Here is a 17,707-nt window from a genome sequence, read left to right on the forward strand (position 1 = left end):
AAACACTCCCATTTCATTTATGAATGTTATTCTAATAAATTTTCTAAACCATAAACAAGCACATCTAGCTTCATTACATGATCAATCGATAATTTAATACCAGACATAAATGATTCCCGGTGAAATGAATCGTGTTTTATCGTTAAATTCTCACCTGGTCCACCAAAAATAACTTCTTGGTGCGCTACTAGTCCAGGTAATCGTACACTATGAATATGCATACCATCAATGTTAGCACCTCTAGCACCAGGTATTGTTTCTTTTTCATTTGGATGTCCTTGTTGTTTTGATTCACGTTCTTGCTTAATTAATTCAGCCGTCTTCACTGCAGTTCCTGAAGGCGCATCAAGTTTTTGATCATGGTGTTTTTCAATGATTTCAACGTCTGGAAAATATTTAGCCGCCCATTTTGAGAATTCCATCATTAATACTGCGCCAATTGCAAAGTTTGGTGCAATAATTACGCCAATCCCCTTTTCTTCAGCTAAATCAGTCAATTCTTCTAATTGGTCACTTGTAAAACCTGTCGTTCCAACAACAGGACGTACACCGTATGAAATAGCAGTTTTCGTATGTAAAAAACCAACTTCTGGTGTGGTAAGATCAATCAAAACATCTGCCTGCGCCTCACTAAAACATTGATCAATATTCGTATACATTCTCGCATCCAAATTTGGTAACCCAGCAATGTCTTTCACTTTTTTCCCGTCATTTTCCATATCCAAACATGCTACCAATTCCAAATCATCATGTTTTTCAATCATGCGAAGGGCTTCACTACCCATTCGCCCACGAGGTCCTGCAACTACTATTTTAACTTTACTCATTTAGACCACTCTCCACATCTTTTTTTGTCCATCTATTTTTATCTCTTGTCTCAATTTTTGTCATTGCTTTATCAAAAGCTTGACTCATATCAATATCTAACGAATTTGCAAAAGAAAGTGCAACAAACAACAAATCACCTAATTCGTCTTCAATTGTATTCGCATCTTCGGAATCTTTCTTCGTTTTTTCCCCATAGACATGATTCACTTCTCTTGCTAACTCACCAATTTCTTCTGTAAAACGAGCTAACATACTTAACGGACTAAAATAACCTTCTTTAAATTGTGATATATATGTATCAACACGTTTTTGCATTTCCAATGTGCTATGTTTATCTTCAATTGACATCTAGGAAACTCCTTCTTTTCTAATAAGTATAACATTTCCTATTTAATTTCTCTTCTAATGTTAGCGAAAACAAGTCCATTTGACAAATTTTTTATTCTATACATGCTAAAATATTTTTAAATTGCTACATTAGTTGTGAATATACTTCTATTTGACTATAATAATAAGGTGATTTTAACAGGAGGTTGAATACTTTGTCGTTATTTGGTTTAAAATTCAAAAATATTTTCTTTATATTAATTGGTTCAGCTATTTTTTCCTTTGGTATTGTTCACTTTAATATGCAAAACAACCTTGGTGAAGGTGGATTTACAGGAATTACATTACTTTTTTATTTTTTATGGGATTGGGATCCAGCTATTTTAAATATTATCCTTAACATACCCGCATTTATTATAGGTTGGCGGTTTCTAGGCAGAAATACGTTTCTATATTCCATCATTGGTACTTTAGCAGTATCTGTTTTCTTATATATCTTTCAGATTAGTCCTTATCAACTACACTTAGAATCTGACATGACGTTAGTTGCTTTGTTTGCTGGCGTATTTATTGGTGTTGGTCTTGGTATTATTTTTCGTTATGGTGGTACTACGGGCGGCGTTGATATTATCGCTCGTATTGTTCATAAATATGTAGGCTGGAGTATGGGGAAGACAATGTTTATCTTTGATGCAGTTGTTATTGCAACATCTCTTGTTCTCTATTTGGAACTGGTTGAAGGAATGTACACGTTAGTAGCCGTTTATCTTGCTTCACGTGTAATTGATTTTATGCAAGAAGGTGCCTATTCGGCAAGAGGTACAACGATTATCTCCAATTATAGTCATCAAATATCAGAGAAAATATTAGTGGAAATGGATCGTGGCGTAACTGTCCTGCAAGGTAAAGGCCGTTTCTCAGGTGAGAACAAAGAAATATTATACTGTGTTGTTGGTAGGAATGAAATTGTTCGATTAAAATCAATCATACATCAGATTGATCCACATGCTTTTGTAGCTATCTCTGCGGTACACGATGTATCAGGAGAAGGTTTCACACTAGATGAAAATAAAAAACCCTATCCAGATTAAAAAACAAGCTGTCGTCTTAAATTAAGACGACAGCTTGTTTATATTAATTAATCGTCACCTAGAGCAAACATTAAAATAAAGCGAATTAATTCAGCTACAGCAACCATTGCTGCTGCTACATAAGTTAATGCAGCTGCATTTAATACTTTTTTCGTTTGTCTTTCTTCGTTATTTCGAATGACGCCAGTTGAAACAAGTTGCGTCATCGCTCTGCTAGATGCATTAAACTCTACCGGTAACGTCACTAATTGGAACAGTACAGCGAAAGCCATAAAAATAACACCAATTAGGATTAAATTACTTAAGCCTAAGATTGCGCCAGCGATGATTAGAATAAACGACGTCTTATCCCCAAAACTTGCGATTGGAAATAAAGTGTGTCTAAATCGCAAGAACGCGTATGCTTCTGCATCTTGAATAGCATGTCCAACCTCGTGTGCTGCAATTGCGGCTGCTGCCATAGAATGGCCATGAAAATTATCGCTTGATAAGCGGACAACTTTTTTACGTGGATCATAATGATCCGATAAAGTTCCTCTTGTTTCTTCTATCGTTACATTATACAAACCATTATCATCTAATATTTTTCTAGCAACTTGTGCACCTGTCATATAAGATGACGTTGCAATTTTTGTGTATTTTTTGTACGTACTTTTCACCTTCGATTGCGCCCATATAGGAATAATCATTAATAACGCAATATAGATTAGGTAAGAACCCAAGCCCATTTCCATTCCTCCATAAATTTTCTTAAATGACTTAAAATTAATTTTAGTCAATAATGGTCAAATAGTCAACTGTTACGTTGTCTTTGATTCTTCTTTTTCTGACCTTTATATTTTCTCCACGCAACATATGTCAATGTTAAAATAATTACGCCACCCACAATTAAAATAATCCAATAAAAGGAAAGATATGCGCCTTGTTCAGCAGGAATCGCAATGTCCATTAATTCAGCTTGTCTAAATACAACTTGAAAGGGTTCCATATTCGTTTCGTTACGCACATCATATAGTTGATTATAAGACGAAACAAGTTCATAATAGTCTTCTTCTTCTAGCATGATAGACAAGGTTGGCTGAATTATTTCCCATTGTGCTATAATTTCTTCTCTTTTACTATCAGTTACGATTCCTTCTGTAAGAACCGATTCCACTTTATAGTGTAAAGAATCCTTCGTTTTTTTCCAAATTGGTTGTTGGTTATTCTCTAGAGCATCTAATGCAATAACAAGTGACATAGCAGTGTGTAGTTTTTCCACACGACCTATTGATGTATCATTTACTATTTCAAGATTTTGATGAATTAACTCACCGATAACGGCTTGTGATTTTTCACGATCGGTATTAGCAGCAAGGTGAATTACTTCTTGATGTTCTTTTAACCAATTGTTTGCCATTTGATATCTTTCTTCCGTTATATACCGTTCATATTGATATGCAATAGAAGAAGCCTCTATTTCATCTGCGTCTATTACGGAGAATAACTGATATAAAACAATACATAAAAGGACTGTCAAGCAGGTGATAATAGCATGTTTACGAAATTTCCAGTACTTCACTCGAGATCCCCTTCTCTCATTCATTCTTTCCTTACTTAATACTTAATGTATGAGAAGAAGGACGAGCTTAGACCAGTTGATTAAGATTGATAGAATTGATTTTTATTTCGAACCGTCAGATAATATGCAAGTGCTATCGAGCACACACTTAACCAGAATGTGAAATAACCAATCTCATTCATATACATATCTAAGCTGCTATATCGAGGCATCATATTATAAACGTAATCAATAAAATCATTATGTATTGTCCAAAGTCCAGCCACAATTAGGTGACGAATCTTTATTTTATAATGTGGAGCATATAAAAGTCCTTGTACAGCCATTGCACCATGGGAAGCCATTAACATATACCCTTGCCAAGAGAGCGAACCATTTACTAGTAACATAAGAAGGTTCATCACAACTGCCCAGATACCATATTTAAATAAAGTGACGATAGCTAATGCTTCAATATAAGGTATATTTCTACCGAAAATAAAAAACGTTAAAAATATAGTGAAAAATAAACTAGCAGTAGGACTGTCTGGAACAAAAATCAAAAATTTAGCAGGCGTGTTCGATAATTGACCCTCATACCACATATAACCATAAATCGTTCCAAAAAAGTTAATCATCCATAAAAGGATCAGGAACGTTCTATCTTTTAGTATAAACCTTAGATATTCCATCATATATTCCTCTCCACTCAAATAAGAAACCCCAACCAATAAGGAAGGAGTTCCCTGAATTTACACATTTATTGATTAAAATTAAACATAGCACGTAAATGGCGACTTATCAAGCGGAAAACCTCTTACTTACTAGGGTTTATTAATCCATTTAATTGGTCAATATACATCGTAAAAGCAATTTGATCCCGACTATCCAATGCTTCATCAATTTTATCTTGCAACTGTTTTTTTTGTGATTGATAAATGGTATGTTCTAGTACCTCTTTGGCAATTTCCTTTTCTCTTTTCGTAATAAAAAAGTCTTCTGATAAATAAGGGTTATCCTCTAAGACTGCTACGTAATTAGCATTTTGATGGGCATTTTCAAAACTTAATTGCACATAAATCGGATCACTTCGATTCAGCCTTATATCATGAAAAGATTTTTCGGCATCGGTTGTAACAATATGATTTTTGTAGAAACGAAAAGGCACATCATTAGAGCAATGCGTAGATATAACAATTCCTCTAGGGCAATAGCGCGCTTCCCTAATAAAATGTACATGAGCTAATAAAGCATCATGGTTTGTTAAATAATTCAATATCCAGACGCTTTCTCTTCTTTTTAATTGGTAATTTTGCAAAAACCAACGAATAAATATTTTTTTATCTTGCACTGAAACAGATGTATTCAAATCCAATCCCTCCTAAACCGACTATAGGAAAGTAAAACACGAGATGTATGAAGAAATATTATAATCGTCAATGTATTTTTACCACAAAGCAAAGCAGCTATATTAATAATCTTCAGCCTGGTCTTTTAACCTTGTAATATATTCTTCTAACTCTGTATCACTTGGTTCCATATCTAAGTAACGTTCTAATATTGTGATGGCTTCGTTTCTCCTCCCCTCTTCTACTAAAAAGTAACCATATTCTTTAAGGAAATCCTCATCATCCTTAAAAATATTATATGCATCTTGATATAATTTTAGTGCTTCAGAGAAGGATTCTTCTTCTTTATATGCTTTCGCAAGTTCCCATTTATAATACCCTTCTTCTTCCCCTTGTTCCATAATATGCGTTAACAGATCAATTATTGCCTCATTGTCTTGATCGTGCTTATAACTTTCAATCAGAAACAGGACAGCCTCTTTAAAGCCCGGATCAATACTAACTGCTTCTCTTGCTAACTGATAACCTGCAGCATGATCTCCCACTTTACGTGCTAAAGAGCCTGCAATAAGATATAAATCCTTGTTTAATTCATCCATATCAAGCCCTTTTTTAGCTGTTTCATAAGCCTCTTGTAACAGTCCTTCTGCTTCGTATACTTCTGCTAAATATTGATAGACAGATTGATACTCAGGATCTAATTCTATTACTTGTTCCCACGCCTGTTTTGCAATATCGTAACGATCTGCACGATACCCAATGAAACCATAACGGAATAACACATCAACATCGTCTGTTTCTACTAGTTGGAAATATTCTAATGCTTTCTCAAATTCCCCAGTTGCTGCATAACATTCAGCAAGCCTTACTGGAATTTCTACTTCAGCCATTACTTGTTGCATCGCATAGACTTTTTCATAATAAGGAATCGCTTTTAGGTATTCTCCATTTGAAAAGGAAAGCTCCCCTAAAGCAAAATCAATTAACCTTTCAGCGGGATCAAGTTGCTTTGCCTCTAATAACTTTTGCTCTGCAACTTCAAATAGACCTTGGGTTTGGTAAAGATCAGCTAATTGCAATAAAACCGCTAAGTACTCTTCGTCGTTTGGATTAAATTTGGTTAGCAATTCAATTGCTTCTTGATCTTCTTGTAAGTCAATATGTATATCAGCTAACATTAACTTCAAATCTGTTTCGTCTGGGTATTGTTGTACAATACCTAGCAAAATCATCTTTGCTTCTTCTAGCATGCCCCATTGTTTATATAACTCTGCAATTGTATATTTTTCATCTTCATTTGCTTGTGGTAAGAATTCTTCTAAAACCTTAATTGCCTCATCTGTTTTATATTGTTCCATTAACGTAATGGCACGATGTATCTCTTCCATTTTCATATCCATCCTCTCTGTCATAAAATATATATGGATAGCTCCATAATAACTAAATAATGCCTTAACAGCAATTAATTAATAATAGTCACAGTTATTTATGTAATAGTAGTTAACTCAACTTTCGCAAACCAAATTAGAAGTTGACTTCAAACTTCTTTCGAAATCATCTGACGCACTTGAGAGAAACTCCGTCGTAACTTTAGATTGGTCCCTTTCTGCCTTCCCAAGAAAAGAGATGGTCTTACGCTGCAGAAAAACACTCGCTTTCCGTGGGGAACGCTTCAGCCTCCTCGTGAGCAAAAATCGCTCTCTGCGGGGTCTTCAGACTGTTCCTTTCCCACAAGGAGTCTCGCGTTTTCCTGCAGCTTAGTGTAGCTTTCTGTTCAGATCAGACGTTAATGCAACGTCTGACTGATAAAAGATAAGTACATAGTTACTTGATAAGCGGTTTATGACTGTTTCTAATAAATAATCTGCTGGATCAAAATTTGTATTTTTATTGTTGGTTTAATCCCCTTGATGCATATTTCTAACTAGCGATTAAAATACACTACGACTCCAGCGGGAACAGCACGGTCTGAAGATCCACTTCGTAAAGCGTTTTTTTGGCCTGCGATTACTCGGCCCACCGAAAACATTTGCTTTATGAAGTTAGCTGAAGACGTGCCCGCGGAAAGCGTAGTGGGTTTTCAGAGCGAGATGTAACAGCACGTTAAGACAGAGTCTAGGTTTATTCTGTCATTGACAACAATCGTTTAGAAAGCAGAGCTTTTTAAAGAATGTTAAGTAAGAGAACAAATATAATCCACACGCAAAACAGCCAAAGATAAGCACTTATTTTTTAAGTGATAGTGTTGAGTCATTTAATAAAGAGCATTCTATTTACTTTTATCAAATAACAATGGATTTCTTTAACACAGCCCAACAAAAAAACACCCCCATTTTTAAAATTTATAGTTGCATACGCAGAGGGTGTCTGATTAGTTAAATATTAATTATTTTTTTATGCTTTTATCCAAGTGCTCAAAAAATGTTGGATAAGATATGTTTATACAGTCTGGATTATTTAGCGTTACTTGATCAGTAGTAATTAATGATGCGATTGCAATCATCATTCCAATTCTGTGATCTCCAAATGAATCTACTGAACCACCAGTTAATTTCGTTGGTCCTTCTATTATCATTCCATCATCTGTTGCTGTAACTGAAGCTCCTAATGCTTGTAATGTATCTACAACTGAGGCAATTCGATCTGTTTCTTTATATCGTAATTCTTCTGCGTCACGAATAATCGTAGTCCCTTTTGCTTGTGTCGCGAGTAGTGCTACAATTGGAATTTCGTCAATCATTCTAGGAATAAGATCTCCACCAATTTCAGTTCCATTTACATCTGAAGAACGAACAGTTATCGAACCAATCGTCTCCCCACCAATATGACGCTCTTCTACTACATCAATAGCAACACCCATTTGCTGCAGTACATTTATAATACCAGTTCGAGTATGATTTAAACCAACGTCTCGAATCGTCAATTCACTATTTGGAACAATAACTGCGGCAACAAGAAAGAATGCAGCTGAAGAGATATCTCCTGGAACTTGAATAGTCGTACCCGTTAATTTCTGTTCACCTGTTACCATCATTTTCTCTTTTTCCACTGTAATTTCCCCACCAAACGCCTGTAACATGTTCTCCGTATGGTTTCGTGTTATTGTTTTCTCAATAACTTTTGTAGAGCCTTTTGCTAATAAACCCGCTAACAATATAGCTGATTTAACTTGCGCACTTTTAACTGGGGATTCAAAATTAATTGCATGTAGATTTCCACCACGCATTGCTAATGGTAAGTACTTACCGTTTTCTCTTCCATCAATACGAGCACCCATCTCTCTTAACGGTACTGTCACACGATCCATTGGCCGTATCGACAAAGAGTCGTCACCAAATAATGTGACGTGAAAAGGTAATCCCGCTAGAACCCCTATAAGTAAACGCGCTGTTGTACCTGAATTACCTAAATTTATTGGTGTAAGTGGCTCATGTAACCCTTCTACACCTGCACCTTCTATTGTAACTTCCTGTCCTTCTTTCTTGATCGCTACTCCCATAGCTTGAAAAGCATGAATGGAACGCATGCAATCTTCGCCATCTAGAAAATTTGTAATAGACGTTGTACCATAACTAAGTGCTCCAAATATAATTGCACGATGTGAAATCGACTTATCACCTGGTACATAAATATCACCATGTAATCTGGATGTTATTGGAGATAATTTTTTACTGTGCATATTGTTTCCGACCTCCTTATTCTTGAAGCATCGTTTCATAGCCTTTTTTCACTAATAATCGATGACTTTCAATTTGGTCTCCTTGTGTAATAAAACTCAAACGAAGTACACCAGTAATACCTTCTCTAATTTCTAAAATTTCTATGTTTTTAATACTTATTTTATTTTCTGCTAATAAAGATACAACTTTTAATAATGCACCAGTTTGATCAAAAATATCAATATAAAGATCATAAAAAGAAGGAATAGCTCCCTTTTTCTTTGCTTCTAAGCCATCTCGATATTCTCTTGCTTGTTCTAAATATTGATACATCGTATCTTTATCATCTGTCTCTAATAAGTTTTTCAGTTGATCCATTTCTTTGATCCAGTCTTCTAAAAGATGCGCTATCACTTTTTTGTTTTGAAAAAAAATATCTTGCCACATTGCAGGATTACTAGAAGCAATACGTGTAATATCACGAAAGCCCCCAGCTGCTAATGTAGGAATATTAACATGCTTTTTTTGCCATTTTTTTGCTTGATGTACAAGCGAAGAAGCGATTAAATGTGGAAAATGAGAGATCACGCTTGTCATTTCATCATGTTCGTTTGGTTCCAAAATTAAAAAGCTACTTCTTGTCCCTTGTAGTAGTGTTTTCAAAGCACTTACTTGATCTGCTGGACATGATTGCTCTGGTGTTAAAATATATATTGCGTTTTCAAATAAATGTCCCTTTGCAGCTTGAATCCCCTTTTTATGTGATCCAGCCATTGGGTGACCACCAATAAAGGTAATATATTTTGATTGGATTCCCTTAGCTGCAGCAACCACTGGTGATTTGACAGAAGAAACATCTGAAATAAGCAAAGGTTTTTCAATTTGTATTTCATTTATTTGTTCAATTAAATCGACCGTCTTAGAAACTGGCGCTGCTAAAATACAATAGTCAGCTATTTTTAATGCTTCAGAAAAATTAGTATAAGCTTTATCAATTATCCCGTTCATTACAGAATAGTCTAATGTGTTTGAATTAATGTCATAACCGATAACATCATGGTCCGTATTATCTTTAATATTAACAGCAAGGGAACCACCAATTAGACCCAAGCCTGCAATTAAAACGGTTTTCTTCACGATTGCTTACCTTCTAACACTGATATTAAAAATGCTTGAATAAGTTCTTGTAGTTGTTCCATGTCTTCTTTCTTTCCAATCGTTATTCGTACACCGTTAGGATGTCCTAATGCTTCTCCCGAACGAATGATATACCCTTTACTCAATAAGTGTTCAAATAGTGCATCACCACTAATTGGTAATTTAACAAAAACAAAATTAGTTTCTGAATCATAATATTCTAATTCCAGTTCATCTAAGAAATTCATGAATGTTTGTTTGTTCTTCGCTGTTTCTTTTAATGAATAGGATAGAAAATCAGTATCTTCTAATGCAACAATTGCAGCTCCTTGTGCGACACTTGTTGTATTAAAAGGACCTCTTGTTATATTTAATAGTGTTGTAATTTTTTCATTGGCTACACCGTACCCGATACGAAGACCCGCAAGTCCGTATGCCTTAGAGAAGGTACGTAAAACAATTAAATTCGAATATTTATCTAATGCCTTGATAGAATCAGGGGCATTTTCAGTAGTAACATACTCGTAATAAGCTTCATCAACAACGACAAGGACATCACTGGGACATTCATCCATAAATAGCGTTAAAGATTCCTCGTTAATTAAACAACCTGTCGGGTTATTTGGTGTACATAACCAAACTATTTTTGTTTGATTATCAATTGCATCTAACATACCTTGTAGATCATGATATCCATTAAGCAATGGTATTTCTTTGACGGTAGCACCTTGAATTAATGCGTTATGTTTATACTGCGGAAATGTAGGATTAGCAATGATTGTATTGGAACCCTCTTCAAGGTAAGTTCGACAAATGATATCAACAACTTCATCAGACCCACAGCCAAATACAAGTTGGTCTTTATCCACTTGTAAATTTGTCGCTAACACTTTTCTTAGTTCTGTTGTATAACCATCAGGATATATTTCAAAATCAGTAGCTAAAGATGGAATTGCTTCTTTGACCTTTTCAGAATAACCGAACGGGTTTTCATTTGATGCAAGTTTAACAATTTTCGTTAGACCATACTCTTTCATTACTTCTGCTGTTTGCTTGCCTGGCTTATAAGGTGTCATTTCTTCAAATACTTTTTTTCCATTCATTCTAGTTCGCTCCTAACATTAATTCAATAGATCTGGTCTAAGTTTTTTCGCGTCATGATGATAGATATGTTGTATTTCTTCTTGTGATTGTTCCGTGTTAACTGTCATCATAATTCGAATACATTTTTCCAGACTTCCTGGCACATCTATTTCCTGCATACACATAACCGGTACATACATCCATCCTTTAAGTTCTCTAATAGGCTTGGCTGGGAATGTCGCATTAATGTCTGACGTTACAGATACTAAAACATTTGAAACTGTATCTGGCTTAATGTGATTTGCATCAATCATTTCGTTAACTAATTGCTTTGTATGCGTTAAGATTTCTTCCGCTTCATTATGTACAACAGTTGTCGCACCTCGAACACCACGTATCAATAGCCCACCAACTCTCGTAAAAATTTCTCTAGTAATATCGCTAAATTATGGTCATCAATGAGTTCAATTGCTGGTTTGCCTAAATCTTTAAGTAGAACCATTTGAACATTATGATTTCTAGCCTTTTTATCCTTTTTCATGCGATCTACTAACTTAGTTATTTGTAAACGCGGTAAATCGAATGGATAATGATTTGCTCTAAGCCAAGTCAATAACTCTTGATAGGGTAATTTATTATGATTATCATAATAATATGCACTAACTCGCATAGCAAATAACATACCAATTCCTACTGCTTCACCATGCGTTATTTTACCATAACCTAATTCAGCCTCTAAAGCGTGACCTAGAGTATGTCCAAAATTTAAATATTGTCGGATATTACTCTCTCGTTCATCTTGTTCCACAATTGCTGCTTTTACAGCGATCCCTTTTAATAAATGCTCCATTAACACTTCCTCAGACAATGCATCCTTTAAGTTAACAGAACTGATATTATCCCAAAAAGGTTCAGGATTAATCAAACTATGTTTAGCAATTTCTGCATAGCCTGAACGTATTTCAGTTTGTGTAAGGGTGTGTAATGTCTCTACATCGTAAATAACAGCTTGTGGTGGGTGAAAATTACCGATTAAGTTCTTTCCTTCTGGGTGGTTAATTGCAACCTTACCACCTACACTGCTATCATGTGCTAAAATAGTCGTTGGCATTTGGATGTAATCTATTCCTCGCATAAATGTAGAAGAAACAAAGCCGGCTAAATCACCTACCATGCCCCCTCCTAATGCGATTATTAATCCATGTCGGTCTAATCCATATTGGAGTCCTTGTGTAATAACATCAAAATACACACGAACACTTTTGGAACTCTCACCTGCAGGAACAATTGTATAATTAACTTCATGATCTTTTTGTAAAGACGTTAAAACGTCTTGTAAGTATAAAGATTCCACATTACTATCCGTAATAATAAAAATACTGCTATACGGCTTCGTTATAAATTTACTTGTCTCAAAACGTAGTTTGGCGCCTATAGTAACATCATACTTATTGGTACTCGTCTTTACTGTAATAGTTTCCATTAAAAGCACCTTAATTCTTCACGATATGCTTTCATTGCATCTTGTAACTTAGGAAACTGATCATGTGGAAATTGTTCAAGTATACCTTTTGCAACTTCAAAAGCTACAACATGTTCCATAACAACTGCAGCAGCTGGTACTGCACAAGAGTCTGATCTTTCTATACTTGCATTAAAGACTTCTTTCGTTTCAATATCCACACTTTGTAATGGTTTGTATAAAGTTGGAATAGGTTTCATAACACCTTTTACTACGATTGGCATGCCTGTTGACATTCCACCTTCGAATCCGCCTAAACGATTGGTTTTTCTGTAATATCCATGTTCTTTATCCCAAGCGATTTCATCATGAACTTCGCTACCATTCTTTCTCGCAGCTTCAAATCCAATTCCAAATTCGACACCCTTAAACGCGTTAATACTTTGAACTGCTCCCGCAATTCTACCGTCTAATTTCCGATCATAATGTACGTATGAACCTATACCAGCTGGCATACCTTCAATATATACTTCACAAACTCCACCAATTGAATCGCCATCTTTTTTAGCTATATCAATAGCATCCATCATTTCTTGTCCTGCATTTTCATCAAGACAACGAACGGGTGATGCTTCTGAAATTTCCATTTTCTCTTTGATTGACAATGTTTCTATTTCTTTAGCCTTAATTCCAGCAATCTCTTTTACATATCCAACTATTTCAATACCTAAATGAGAGAGCATTGTTTTAGCTACAGCACCTGCAGCAACTCTTGCAGCAGTTTCCCTAGCAGAAGAACGTTCTAATATATTACGCATATCACGATGACCGTATTTTAATGCACCATTTAAATCAGCATGTCCAGGACGTGGGCGTGTAACTTTTCTTCTAATGTCCTGATTATTTTCAATCGGGTCTTCTCCCATGATATCTTCCCAATGTGCAAAATCATCATTGCGAATAACCATTGCGATTGGCGAACCCAACGTATAGCCATGTCGAACGCCACCTGCAATGTCGACTAAATCCTTTTCAATTTGCATCCGTTTACCTCGTCCATGCCCTTTTTGACGACGTAGTAAAGAATCATTAATATTTTCTGATGTCAATGGCATTAATGCTGGTATGCCTTCTACTATCGTTGTTAGTTGTTTTCCGTGTGACTCGCCTGCTGTTAAGTAACGCATCAAAATCCCCCCGTGTGATTACAATTTTGTATTACTATACCATATCTTGCGCTATATGTGTGGTTGTAATTAATAGATTATTCATTTTTTTCGAAAAGTTTAGAATCGTCCAATACAAATCAATTATATTTTAGCCTGAATGTGATTTATTGGACGACAGATATAAGATTATTTAAGCTTGTATAAACTACTAGTTCTTTTGATAGAAAAATGTATCCAAAACTTGGAATCCATATTTTTCAGGTGTAAAAATTTGTTCCGTGCTTCCAACAAAGAATACACCTTTATCAACTAAAGAATTATTGAATTTATTATAAATAGCCGTTTTTGCCTCTTCTGTAAAATAGATAAGTACATTGCGACAAACAATTAAATCAAAATTAGATGGAAACGGATCTGATAAAAGATTATGCTTTTTAAATGTAATAGATTTCTTGATTTTATCATCAATCACATAAAGCGGTCCCTCTTCTTTAAAAAATTGACTCTTCAATTTAGGCGGTACTTCGTTTAATGCGCGTTCAGTATAGATACCCTTTTTAGCACGTTCTAAAATTTTATCATCAATATCAGTTGCTAAAATACTTACATTTGCCAAGTCAACGTGTTGACTTAACATCATAGCAAGTGTATATGGTTCATCACCAGTCGAACAAGCTGCACTCCAAATTTTTAACTTCTTATTTTTTTTAAGCAAATCAGGTAGTATTTTGTTTTCTAATACATTCCACCTTGTTGAATTACGATAGAACTCTGAAACATTAATTGTCATTTTATCTAGGAATTCTTCCATTAGTTCTTTATCTGAAATTAAAGCTTTAAAATATAAACTAAAATCACTAAATCCTTTTTTATCACGCAATGAAGTCAATCTTCTCTTCATTTGAACCTCTTTATACAACGCTAAATCAATCCCCGTTTTTTTCTTTATTGACTCAATAAACGTTTGATAGTCAGTCATCTAATATATCCCCTTAGATAGATAATAATAAATTAAAATAACAAAAACTCGTTCCAGACGAGGGTAAAGAAATTACTTTGAATCCTTTTATAAAGCTGAAAAGAATAAATTGATTTCACGTCTTGCATTTTCCAAAGAATCTGAACTGTGAATCACGTTTCTTCTTTTATCTGTGCCGAAATCAGCTCTAATCGTTCCTACTTTTGCTTGTGCTGGATCAGTTGCACCTATTAAGATTCTAGATTGTTCGACAATATCTTCCCCAGCCCAAACCATTGCAAATACGGGACCAGAAGTTATGTATTCTTTGAGACCAGGATAATATTCTTTATTACGGTGTTCTTGATAATGTTGGTCTGCAAGTTCATTCGTAATTGTCACCATTTTAGCAGCAATCAAACGGTAGCCTTTTTCCTCAAATCTAGAAATAAGCTCACCAATTATAGCTCTTTTTACACCATCAGGTTTTATCATAATAAACGTATTAGCCATAAGTCGCCTCTTTTCATAGGTAATTATGCTTTTCGATTTCCTATGTACGTAGCAATATCTTTTAACGTTTCTTTTGCTTTTATATTGGGTAAGGCATCTAATGCATGATAAGCTTTTTCTAAATAAAGGTTACTTAATCTAAATGAAGATTCAATGGCATTTGAATCTTTAATTTGTTGGATAAGCGCTGGCATTTTCGCATTTATAGTAACCGGATCAGAAAATACGTCGTTTAATTGTTGATGAAATGCTTCATCTCTCATCGCATATAGAACCGGTAACGTTATATTACCCTGCATGAGATCACTACCTGCAGGTTTACCTAACTGTTGTGCCGAAGCTGTAAAATCTAAAATATCATCTATAATTTGATAAGACATGCCAATATAATAGCCATATCGATATAATAGAACTTCATGCTCTTTTGGGACCCCACCAGCAATTGCACCTAATTGACAACTTGCAGCAATTAATGATGCCGTTTTTCGCTTCACTCTTCTCAAATATTGGCGTACATTCTGATTCAAATTATATTTACCTTTTATTTGTTCCATTTCACCAAGGGTTAATTCCACCATAGTTTTAGATAATATTTGATGTGCTTTAGCATTATTTATTATAGTTAGGTATTCTAAAGAACGAGCAAAGATATAATCGCCCGTGTACATTGCAATACGGTTGTCCCATTTTGCCTTAACAGTTGGTTTTCCTCTTCTAAGTTCAGACTCATCAATCACATCGTCATGGACCAAAGAAGCCATATGAATCATTTCAACTGATACCGCAACTGCTTTTATTTTTTCTAAATCATATACTCCGAACTGACCGGCTAATAAAACAAATACTGGTCTAAGCCGTTTTCCACCAGCATGTAATAGTTGCGTAGAAGCTTCTCCTAAAACGGGATGATCCGCTTTAACCGTTTCTTCCAATGCCTTTTCAATTAATTGAAGATCTGGTTTTAAGTACGAATAGGTCATTGCTAATTTCATTCTGTTCACCTTTATGATTTAATTTACAGGTGGTTTTTCACCTAGATGCATAGCTGCAACACCACCAGTATATCCTTTAACTTTCACAGACTTTAGTCCAACTTCTTCAAATAACGCTTTTAATTCTTTTTTACCTGGAAATGCTTTAGCAGATTCGTGCAACCATGCATATTCATCTTGACTTTTAGCTAGAAGTTTACCTACTAATGGCATAATGAATCGAAAGTAAAAGTAGTAAAACTGCCGAAATACTGGAGCTGTCGGTTGTGAAGTTTCTAGGCAAACAACCTTTCCACCAGGTTTTACCACTCGAGTCATTTCCTCTAGTGTTTTTTTGTAATCTGGTACATTCCGCAATCCAAAACCAATTGTCACGTAATCAAAAGTGTTTGATTCAAATGGAAGCGCCATTGCATTACCCTCAACAAACTGTAGTTGTGGATACGTTTTTTCATTAGATTTATCTTCTGCAACAGATAACATATTCTTACTAAAATCTAATCCAATAACTTTCCCGCTTTTCCCTGTTGCGTCAGCTAAAGCAAATGACCAGTCACCAGTACCACAGCACACATCTAATGCTTGGTTTCCTGTTTCTACTTGCATGGTCTTCATAACATTTTTTCGCCATGACTTATGTCTGTTAAAAGATATAACAGAATTCATAAAATCGTATCGTTTATATATTTTTTCAAAAACGTGATGTACACGTTCTTCTTTTGATTGCTCTGCCACGTATTACCCTTCTTCCATCGCTATTTTGTTTGGCGTGTAATTCTCTGCATATAAATTATGAATATCATTTTTCAGTATTTGAAAATGTGTTGGCAGAAAATGTACCAATTCTTTTGAGACGAGTAAATGTTTATGGATAAGTGCTTCAATTGTTTGGCCCACCTGATTATATGGGAGTTCAAAATCTTGACCCTGTATTAACAAATCACCTAATGGTGTTCTTTGGTCAGTTAAAAAAAGATTCTTCTCTCGCATTAACTTTCTTGTGAATAACCAACTTTTAACAAAATCATTTATTGCTGACTTGTTAAAATGTTCTGCTACACGAATAATTAAAATTGATTCTAGACTTTTTATATTCTCCATGAGATCTGAGATTGATTGATGTACTTCATAATAGATAATCATCTTTAACTCATTAATCTCTTTAATTGCTGAAGCTAATGTATGAATCATCGGTATGTCATCTAGTTTTGAGAGCATATAATAATATAATCCGCTATAATAATCCCCAGCTAATACCGTTAGTTGCCTGTTTCTCTTATATGTATCGGATTCTTCCATGCTATTTTCGGTTACCAAATCATGTGTATCTAGTGCGATTTGTACTAACATAGTTGTGATAACATAATTTTTTTTCTTTATATCAGTGTAATTTGTATTTTGTATTAACGTATACAATATCATGAGTTTATCAGTATCTATCTCGGGTTTTTGTAGATACTTTTGCAAATATGAATCTTGTAAGATATCCTCAAGTTCCTCTTGTATATGTTTGATGGACAAACCCGACATACTTTTCACCCAAACCCTTCTTTAAAAAAACCCTTAAATTCTAAACATAATTATAACATAAGATATATA

Annotated in this window: 19 protein-coding genes; 1 reads left to right on the forward strand and 18 read right to left on the reverse strand. The window is 34.8% G+C overall.

Annotated elements, in window-relative coordinates; all coding sequences use genetic code 11:
* Positions 1–26 precede the first annotated feature (26 nt).
* Together dapB and D2K60_RS16395 are read right to left on the reverse strand one after the other, a co-directional pair.
* Positions 27–827, reverse strand: coding sequence for a 4-hydroxy-tetrahydrodipicolinate reductase (gene dapB / locus D2K60_RS16390; protein ID WP_117169371.1), 801 nt, complete (start codon positions 825–827; stop codon positions 27–29).
* Positions 820–1,176: a nucleotide pyrophosphohydrolase gene (locus D2K60_RS16395; protein ID WP_117169370.1), complete on the reverse strand. Its 357-nt coding sequence runs from the start codon at positions 1,174–1,176 to the stop codon at positions 820–822. The genes dapB and D2K60_RS16395 overlap by 8 nt, the downstream gene beginning before the upstream one ends.
* 194 nt (positions 1,177–1,370) lie before the next feature.
* Here D2K60_RS16395 and D2K60_RS16400 point away from each other — a divergent pair, with 194 nt between their 5' ends.
* A complete protein-coding gene (locus D2K60_RS16400) occupies positions 1,371–2,246 on the forward strand; it encodes a YitT family protein (RefSeq protein ID WP_117169369.1) in 876 nt (291 codons plus the stop codon).
* Positions 2,247–2,293: 47 nt separating this feature from the next.
* On the opposite strand, the gene D2K60_RS16405 is transcribed toward D2K60_RS16400, so the two are convergent.
* The 16 genes from D2K60_RS16405 to D2K60_RS16480 form a co-directional block, all read right to left on the reverse strand.
* Positions 2,294–2,974 (reverse strand): zinc metallopeptidase, encoded by a 681-nt coding sequence (locus D2K60_RS16405; RefSeq protein ID WP_117169368.1) that lies wholly within the window; start codon positions 2,972–2,974, stop codon positions 2,294–2,296.
* 65 nt (positions 2,975–3,039) lie between these two features.
* Entirely contained in the window at positions 3,040–3,807 is a 768-nt protein-coding gene (locus D2K60_RS16410; RefSeq protein WP_162880731.1) for a sporulation protein YpjB, read from the reverse strand.
* Between the two features lie 80 nt (positions 3,808–3,887).
* Positions 3,888–4,478 (reverse strand): lipoprotein heptaprenylglyceryl N-acetyltransferase LhaT, encoded by a 591-nt coding sequence (lhaT, locus tag D2K60_RS16415; RefSeq protein WP_117170354.1) that lies wholly within the window; start codon positions 4,476–4,478, stop codon positions 3,888–3,890.
* Between the two features lie 125 nt (positions 4,479–4,603).
* Positions 4,604–5,155 carry a ReoY family proteolytic degradation factor gene (locus D2K60_RS16420; RefSeq protein WP_117169366.1) on the reverse strand — a complete coding sequence of 184 codons (552 nt, stop codon included), beginning with the start codon at positions 5,153–5,155 and terminating at the stop codon, positions 4,604–4,606.
* A 102-nt stretch (positions 5,156–5,257) separates the two neighbouring features.
* A complete protein-coding gene (locus tag D2K60_RS16425) occupies positions 5,258–6,523 on the reverse strand; it encodes a tetratricopeptide repeat protein (RefSeq protein WP_117169365.1) in 1,266 nt (421 codons plus the stop codon).
* Between the two features lie 998 nt (positions 6,524–7,521).
* Positions 7,522–8,814: a 3-phosphoshikimate 1-carboxyvinyltransferase gene (gene aroA / locus D2K60_RS16430; RefSeq protein WP_117169364.1), complete on the reverse strand. Its 1,293-nt coding sequence runs from the start codon at positions 8,812–8,814 to the stop codon at positions 7,522–7,524.
* A 16-nt stretch (positions 8,815–8,830) separates the two neighbouring features.
* Positions 8,831–9,931, reverse strand: a complete 1,101-nt coding sequence (locus D2K60_RS16435; protein WP_205418588.1) for a prephenate dehydrogenase — start codon at positions 9,929–9,931, stop codon at positions 8,831–8,833.
* Positions 9,928–11,034: a histidinol-phosphate transaminase gene (gene hisC, locus D2K60_RS16440; RefSeq protein WP_117169362.1), complete on the reverse strand. Its 1,107-nt coding sequence runs from the start codon at positions 11,032–11,034 to the stop codon at positions 9,928–9,930. The genes D2K60_RS16435 and hisC overlap by 4 nt, the downstream gene beginning before the upstream one ends.
* 18 nt (positions 11,035–11,052) lie before the next feature.
* Positions 11,053–11,415, reverse strand: a complete 363-nt coding sequence (aroH, locus tag D2K60_RS16445; protein WP_117169361.1) for a chorismate mutase — start codon at positions 11,413–11,415, stop codon at positions 11,053–11,055.
* Positions 11,412–12,497, reverse strand: a complete 1,086-nt coding sequence (aroB, locus tag D2K60_RS16450) for a 3-dehydroquinate synthase (RefSeq protein WP_117169360.1) — start codon at positions 12,495–12,497, stop codon at positions 11,412–11,414. The genes aroH and aroB overlap by 4 nt, the downstream gene beginning before the upstream one ends.
* On the reverse strand, positions 12,497–13,663 hold the full coding sequence (gene aroC / locus D2K60_RS16455) for a chorismate synthase (RefSeq protein ID WP_117169359.1): 1,167 nt from the start codon (positions 13,661–13,663) through the stop codon (positions 12,497–12,499). Before aroC ends, aroB begins: the two co-directional genes overlap by 1 nt.
* A 190-nt stretch (positions 13,664–13,853) precedes the next feature.
* Entirely contained in the window at positions 13,854–14,624 is a 771-nt protein-coding gene (locus tag D2K60_RS16460) for a CheR family methyltransferase (protein WP_117169358.1), read from the reverse strand.
* An 87-nt stretch (positions 14,625–14,711) separates the two neighbouring features.
* Positions 14,712–15,116, reverse strand: a complete 405-nt coding sequence (gene ndk, locus D2K60_RS16465; protein WP_117169357.1) for a nucleoside-diphosphate kinase — start codon at positions 15,114–15,116, stop codon at positions 14,712–14,714.
* Positions 15,117–15,139: 23 nt separating this feature from the next.
* On the reverse strand, positions 15,140–16,108 hold the full coding sequence (hepT, locus tag D2K60_RS16470) for a heptaprenyl diphosphate synthase component II (protein WP_117169356.1): 969 nt from the start codon (positions 16,106–16,108) through the stop codon (positions 15,140–15,142).
* A gap of 18 nt (positions 16,109–16,126) precedes the next feature.
* Complete coding sequence (locus D2K60_RS16475) at positions 16,127–16,843, reverse strand: demethylmenaquinone methyltransferase (protein WP_117169355.1); 717 nt, start codon at positions 16,841–16,843, stop codon at positions 16,127–16,129.
* Positions 16,844–16,846: 3 nt separating this feature from the next.
* On the reverse strand, positions 16,847–17,638 hold the full coding sequence (locus tag D2K60_RS16480) for a heptaprenyl diphosphate synthase component 1 (RefSeq protein WP_240335324.1): 792 nt from the start codon (positions 17,636–17,638) through the stop codon (positions 16,847–16,849).
* Between the last annotated feature and the right edge of the window lie 69 nt (positions 17,639–17,707).

The organism is Paraliobacillus sediminis (genome assembly GCF_003426055.1).

Coding starts and splice junctions, on each gene's coding strand:
- dapB (WP_117169371.1), bottom strand. CDS start 827: ATGAGTAAAGTTAAAATAGTAGTTGCAGGACCTCGTGGGCGAATGGGT.
- D2K60_RS16395 (WP_117169370.1), bottom strand. CDS start 1,176: ATGTCAATTGAAGATAAACATAGCACATTGGAAATGCAAAAACGTGTT.
- D2K60_RS16405 (WP_117169368.1), bottom strand. CDS start 2,974: ATGGGCTTGGGTTCTTACCTAATCTATATTGCGTTATTAATGATTATT.
- lhaT (WP_117170354.1), bottom strand. CDS start 4,478: ATGGAATATCTAAGGTTTATACTAAAAGATAGAACGTTCCTGATCCTT.
- D2K60_RS16425 (WP_117169365.1), bottom strand. CDS start 6,523: ATGGAAGAGATACATCGTGCCATTACGTTAATGGAACAATATAAAACA.
- aroA (WP_117169364.1), bottom strand. CDS start 8,814: ATGCACAGTAAAAAATTATCTCCAATAACATCCAGATTACATGGTGAT.
- hisC (WP_117169362.1), bottom strand. CDS start 11,034: ATGAATGGAAAAAAAGTATTTGAAGAAATGACACCTTATAAGCCAGGC.
- aroB (WP_117169360.1), bottom strand. CDS start 12,497: ATGGAAACTATTACAGTAAAGACGAGTACCAATAAGTATGATGTTACT.
- aroC (WP_117169359.1), bottom strand. CDS start 13,663: ATGCGTTACTTAACAGCAGGCGAGTCACACGGAAAACAACTAACAACG.
- D2K60_RS16460 (WP_117169358.1), bottom strand. CDS start 14,624: ATGACTGACTATCAAACGTTTATTGAGTCAATAAAGAAAAAAACGGGG.
- ndk (WP_117169357.1), bottom strand. CDS start 15,116: ATGGCTAATACGTTTATTATGATAAAACCTGATGGTGTAAAAAGAGCT.
- hepT (WP_117169356.1), bottom strand. CDS start 16,108: ATGAAATTAGCAATGACCTATTCGTACTTAAAACCAGATCTTCAATTA.
- D2K60_RS16480 (WP_240335324.1), bottom strand. CDS start 17,638: ATGTCGGGTTTGTCCATCAAACATATACAAGAGGAACTTGAGGATATC.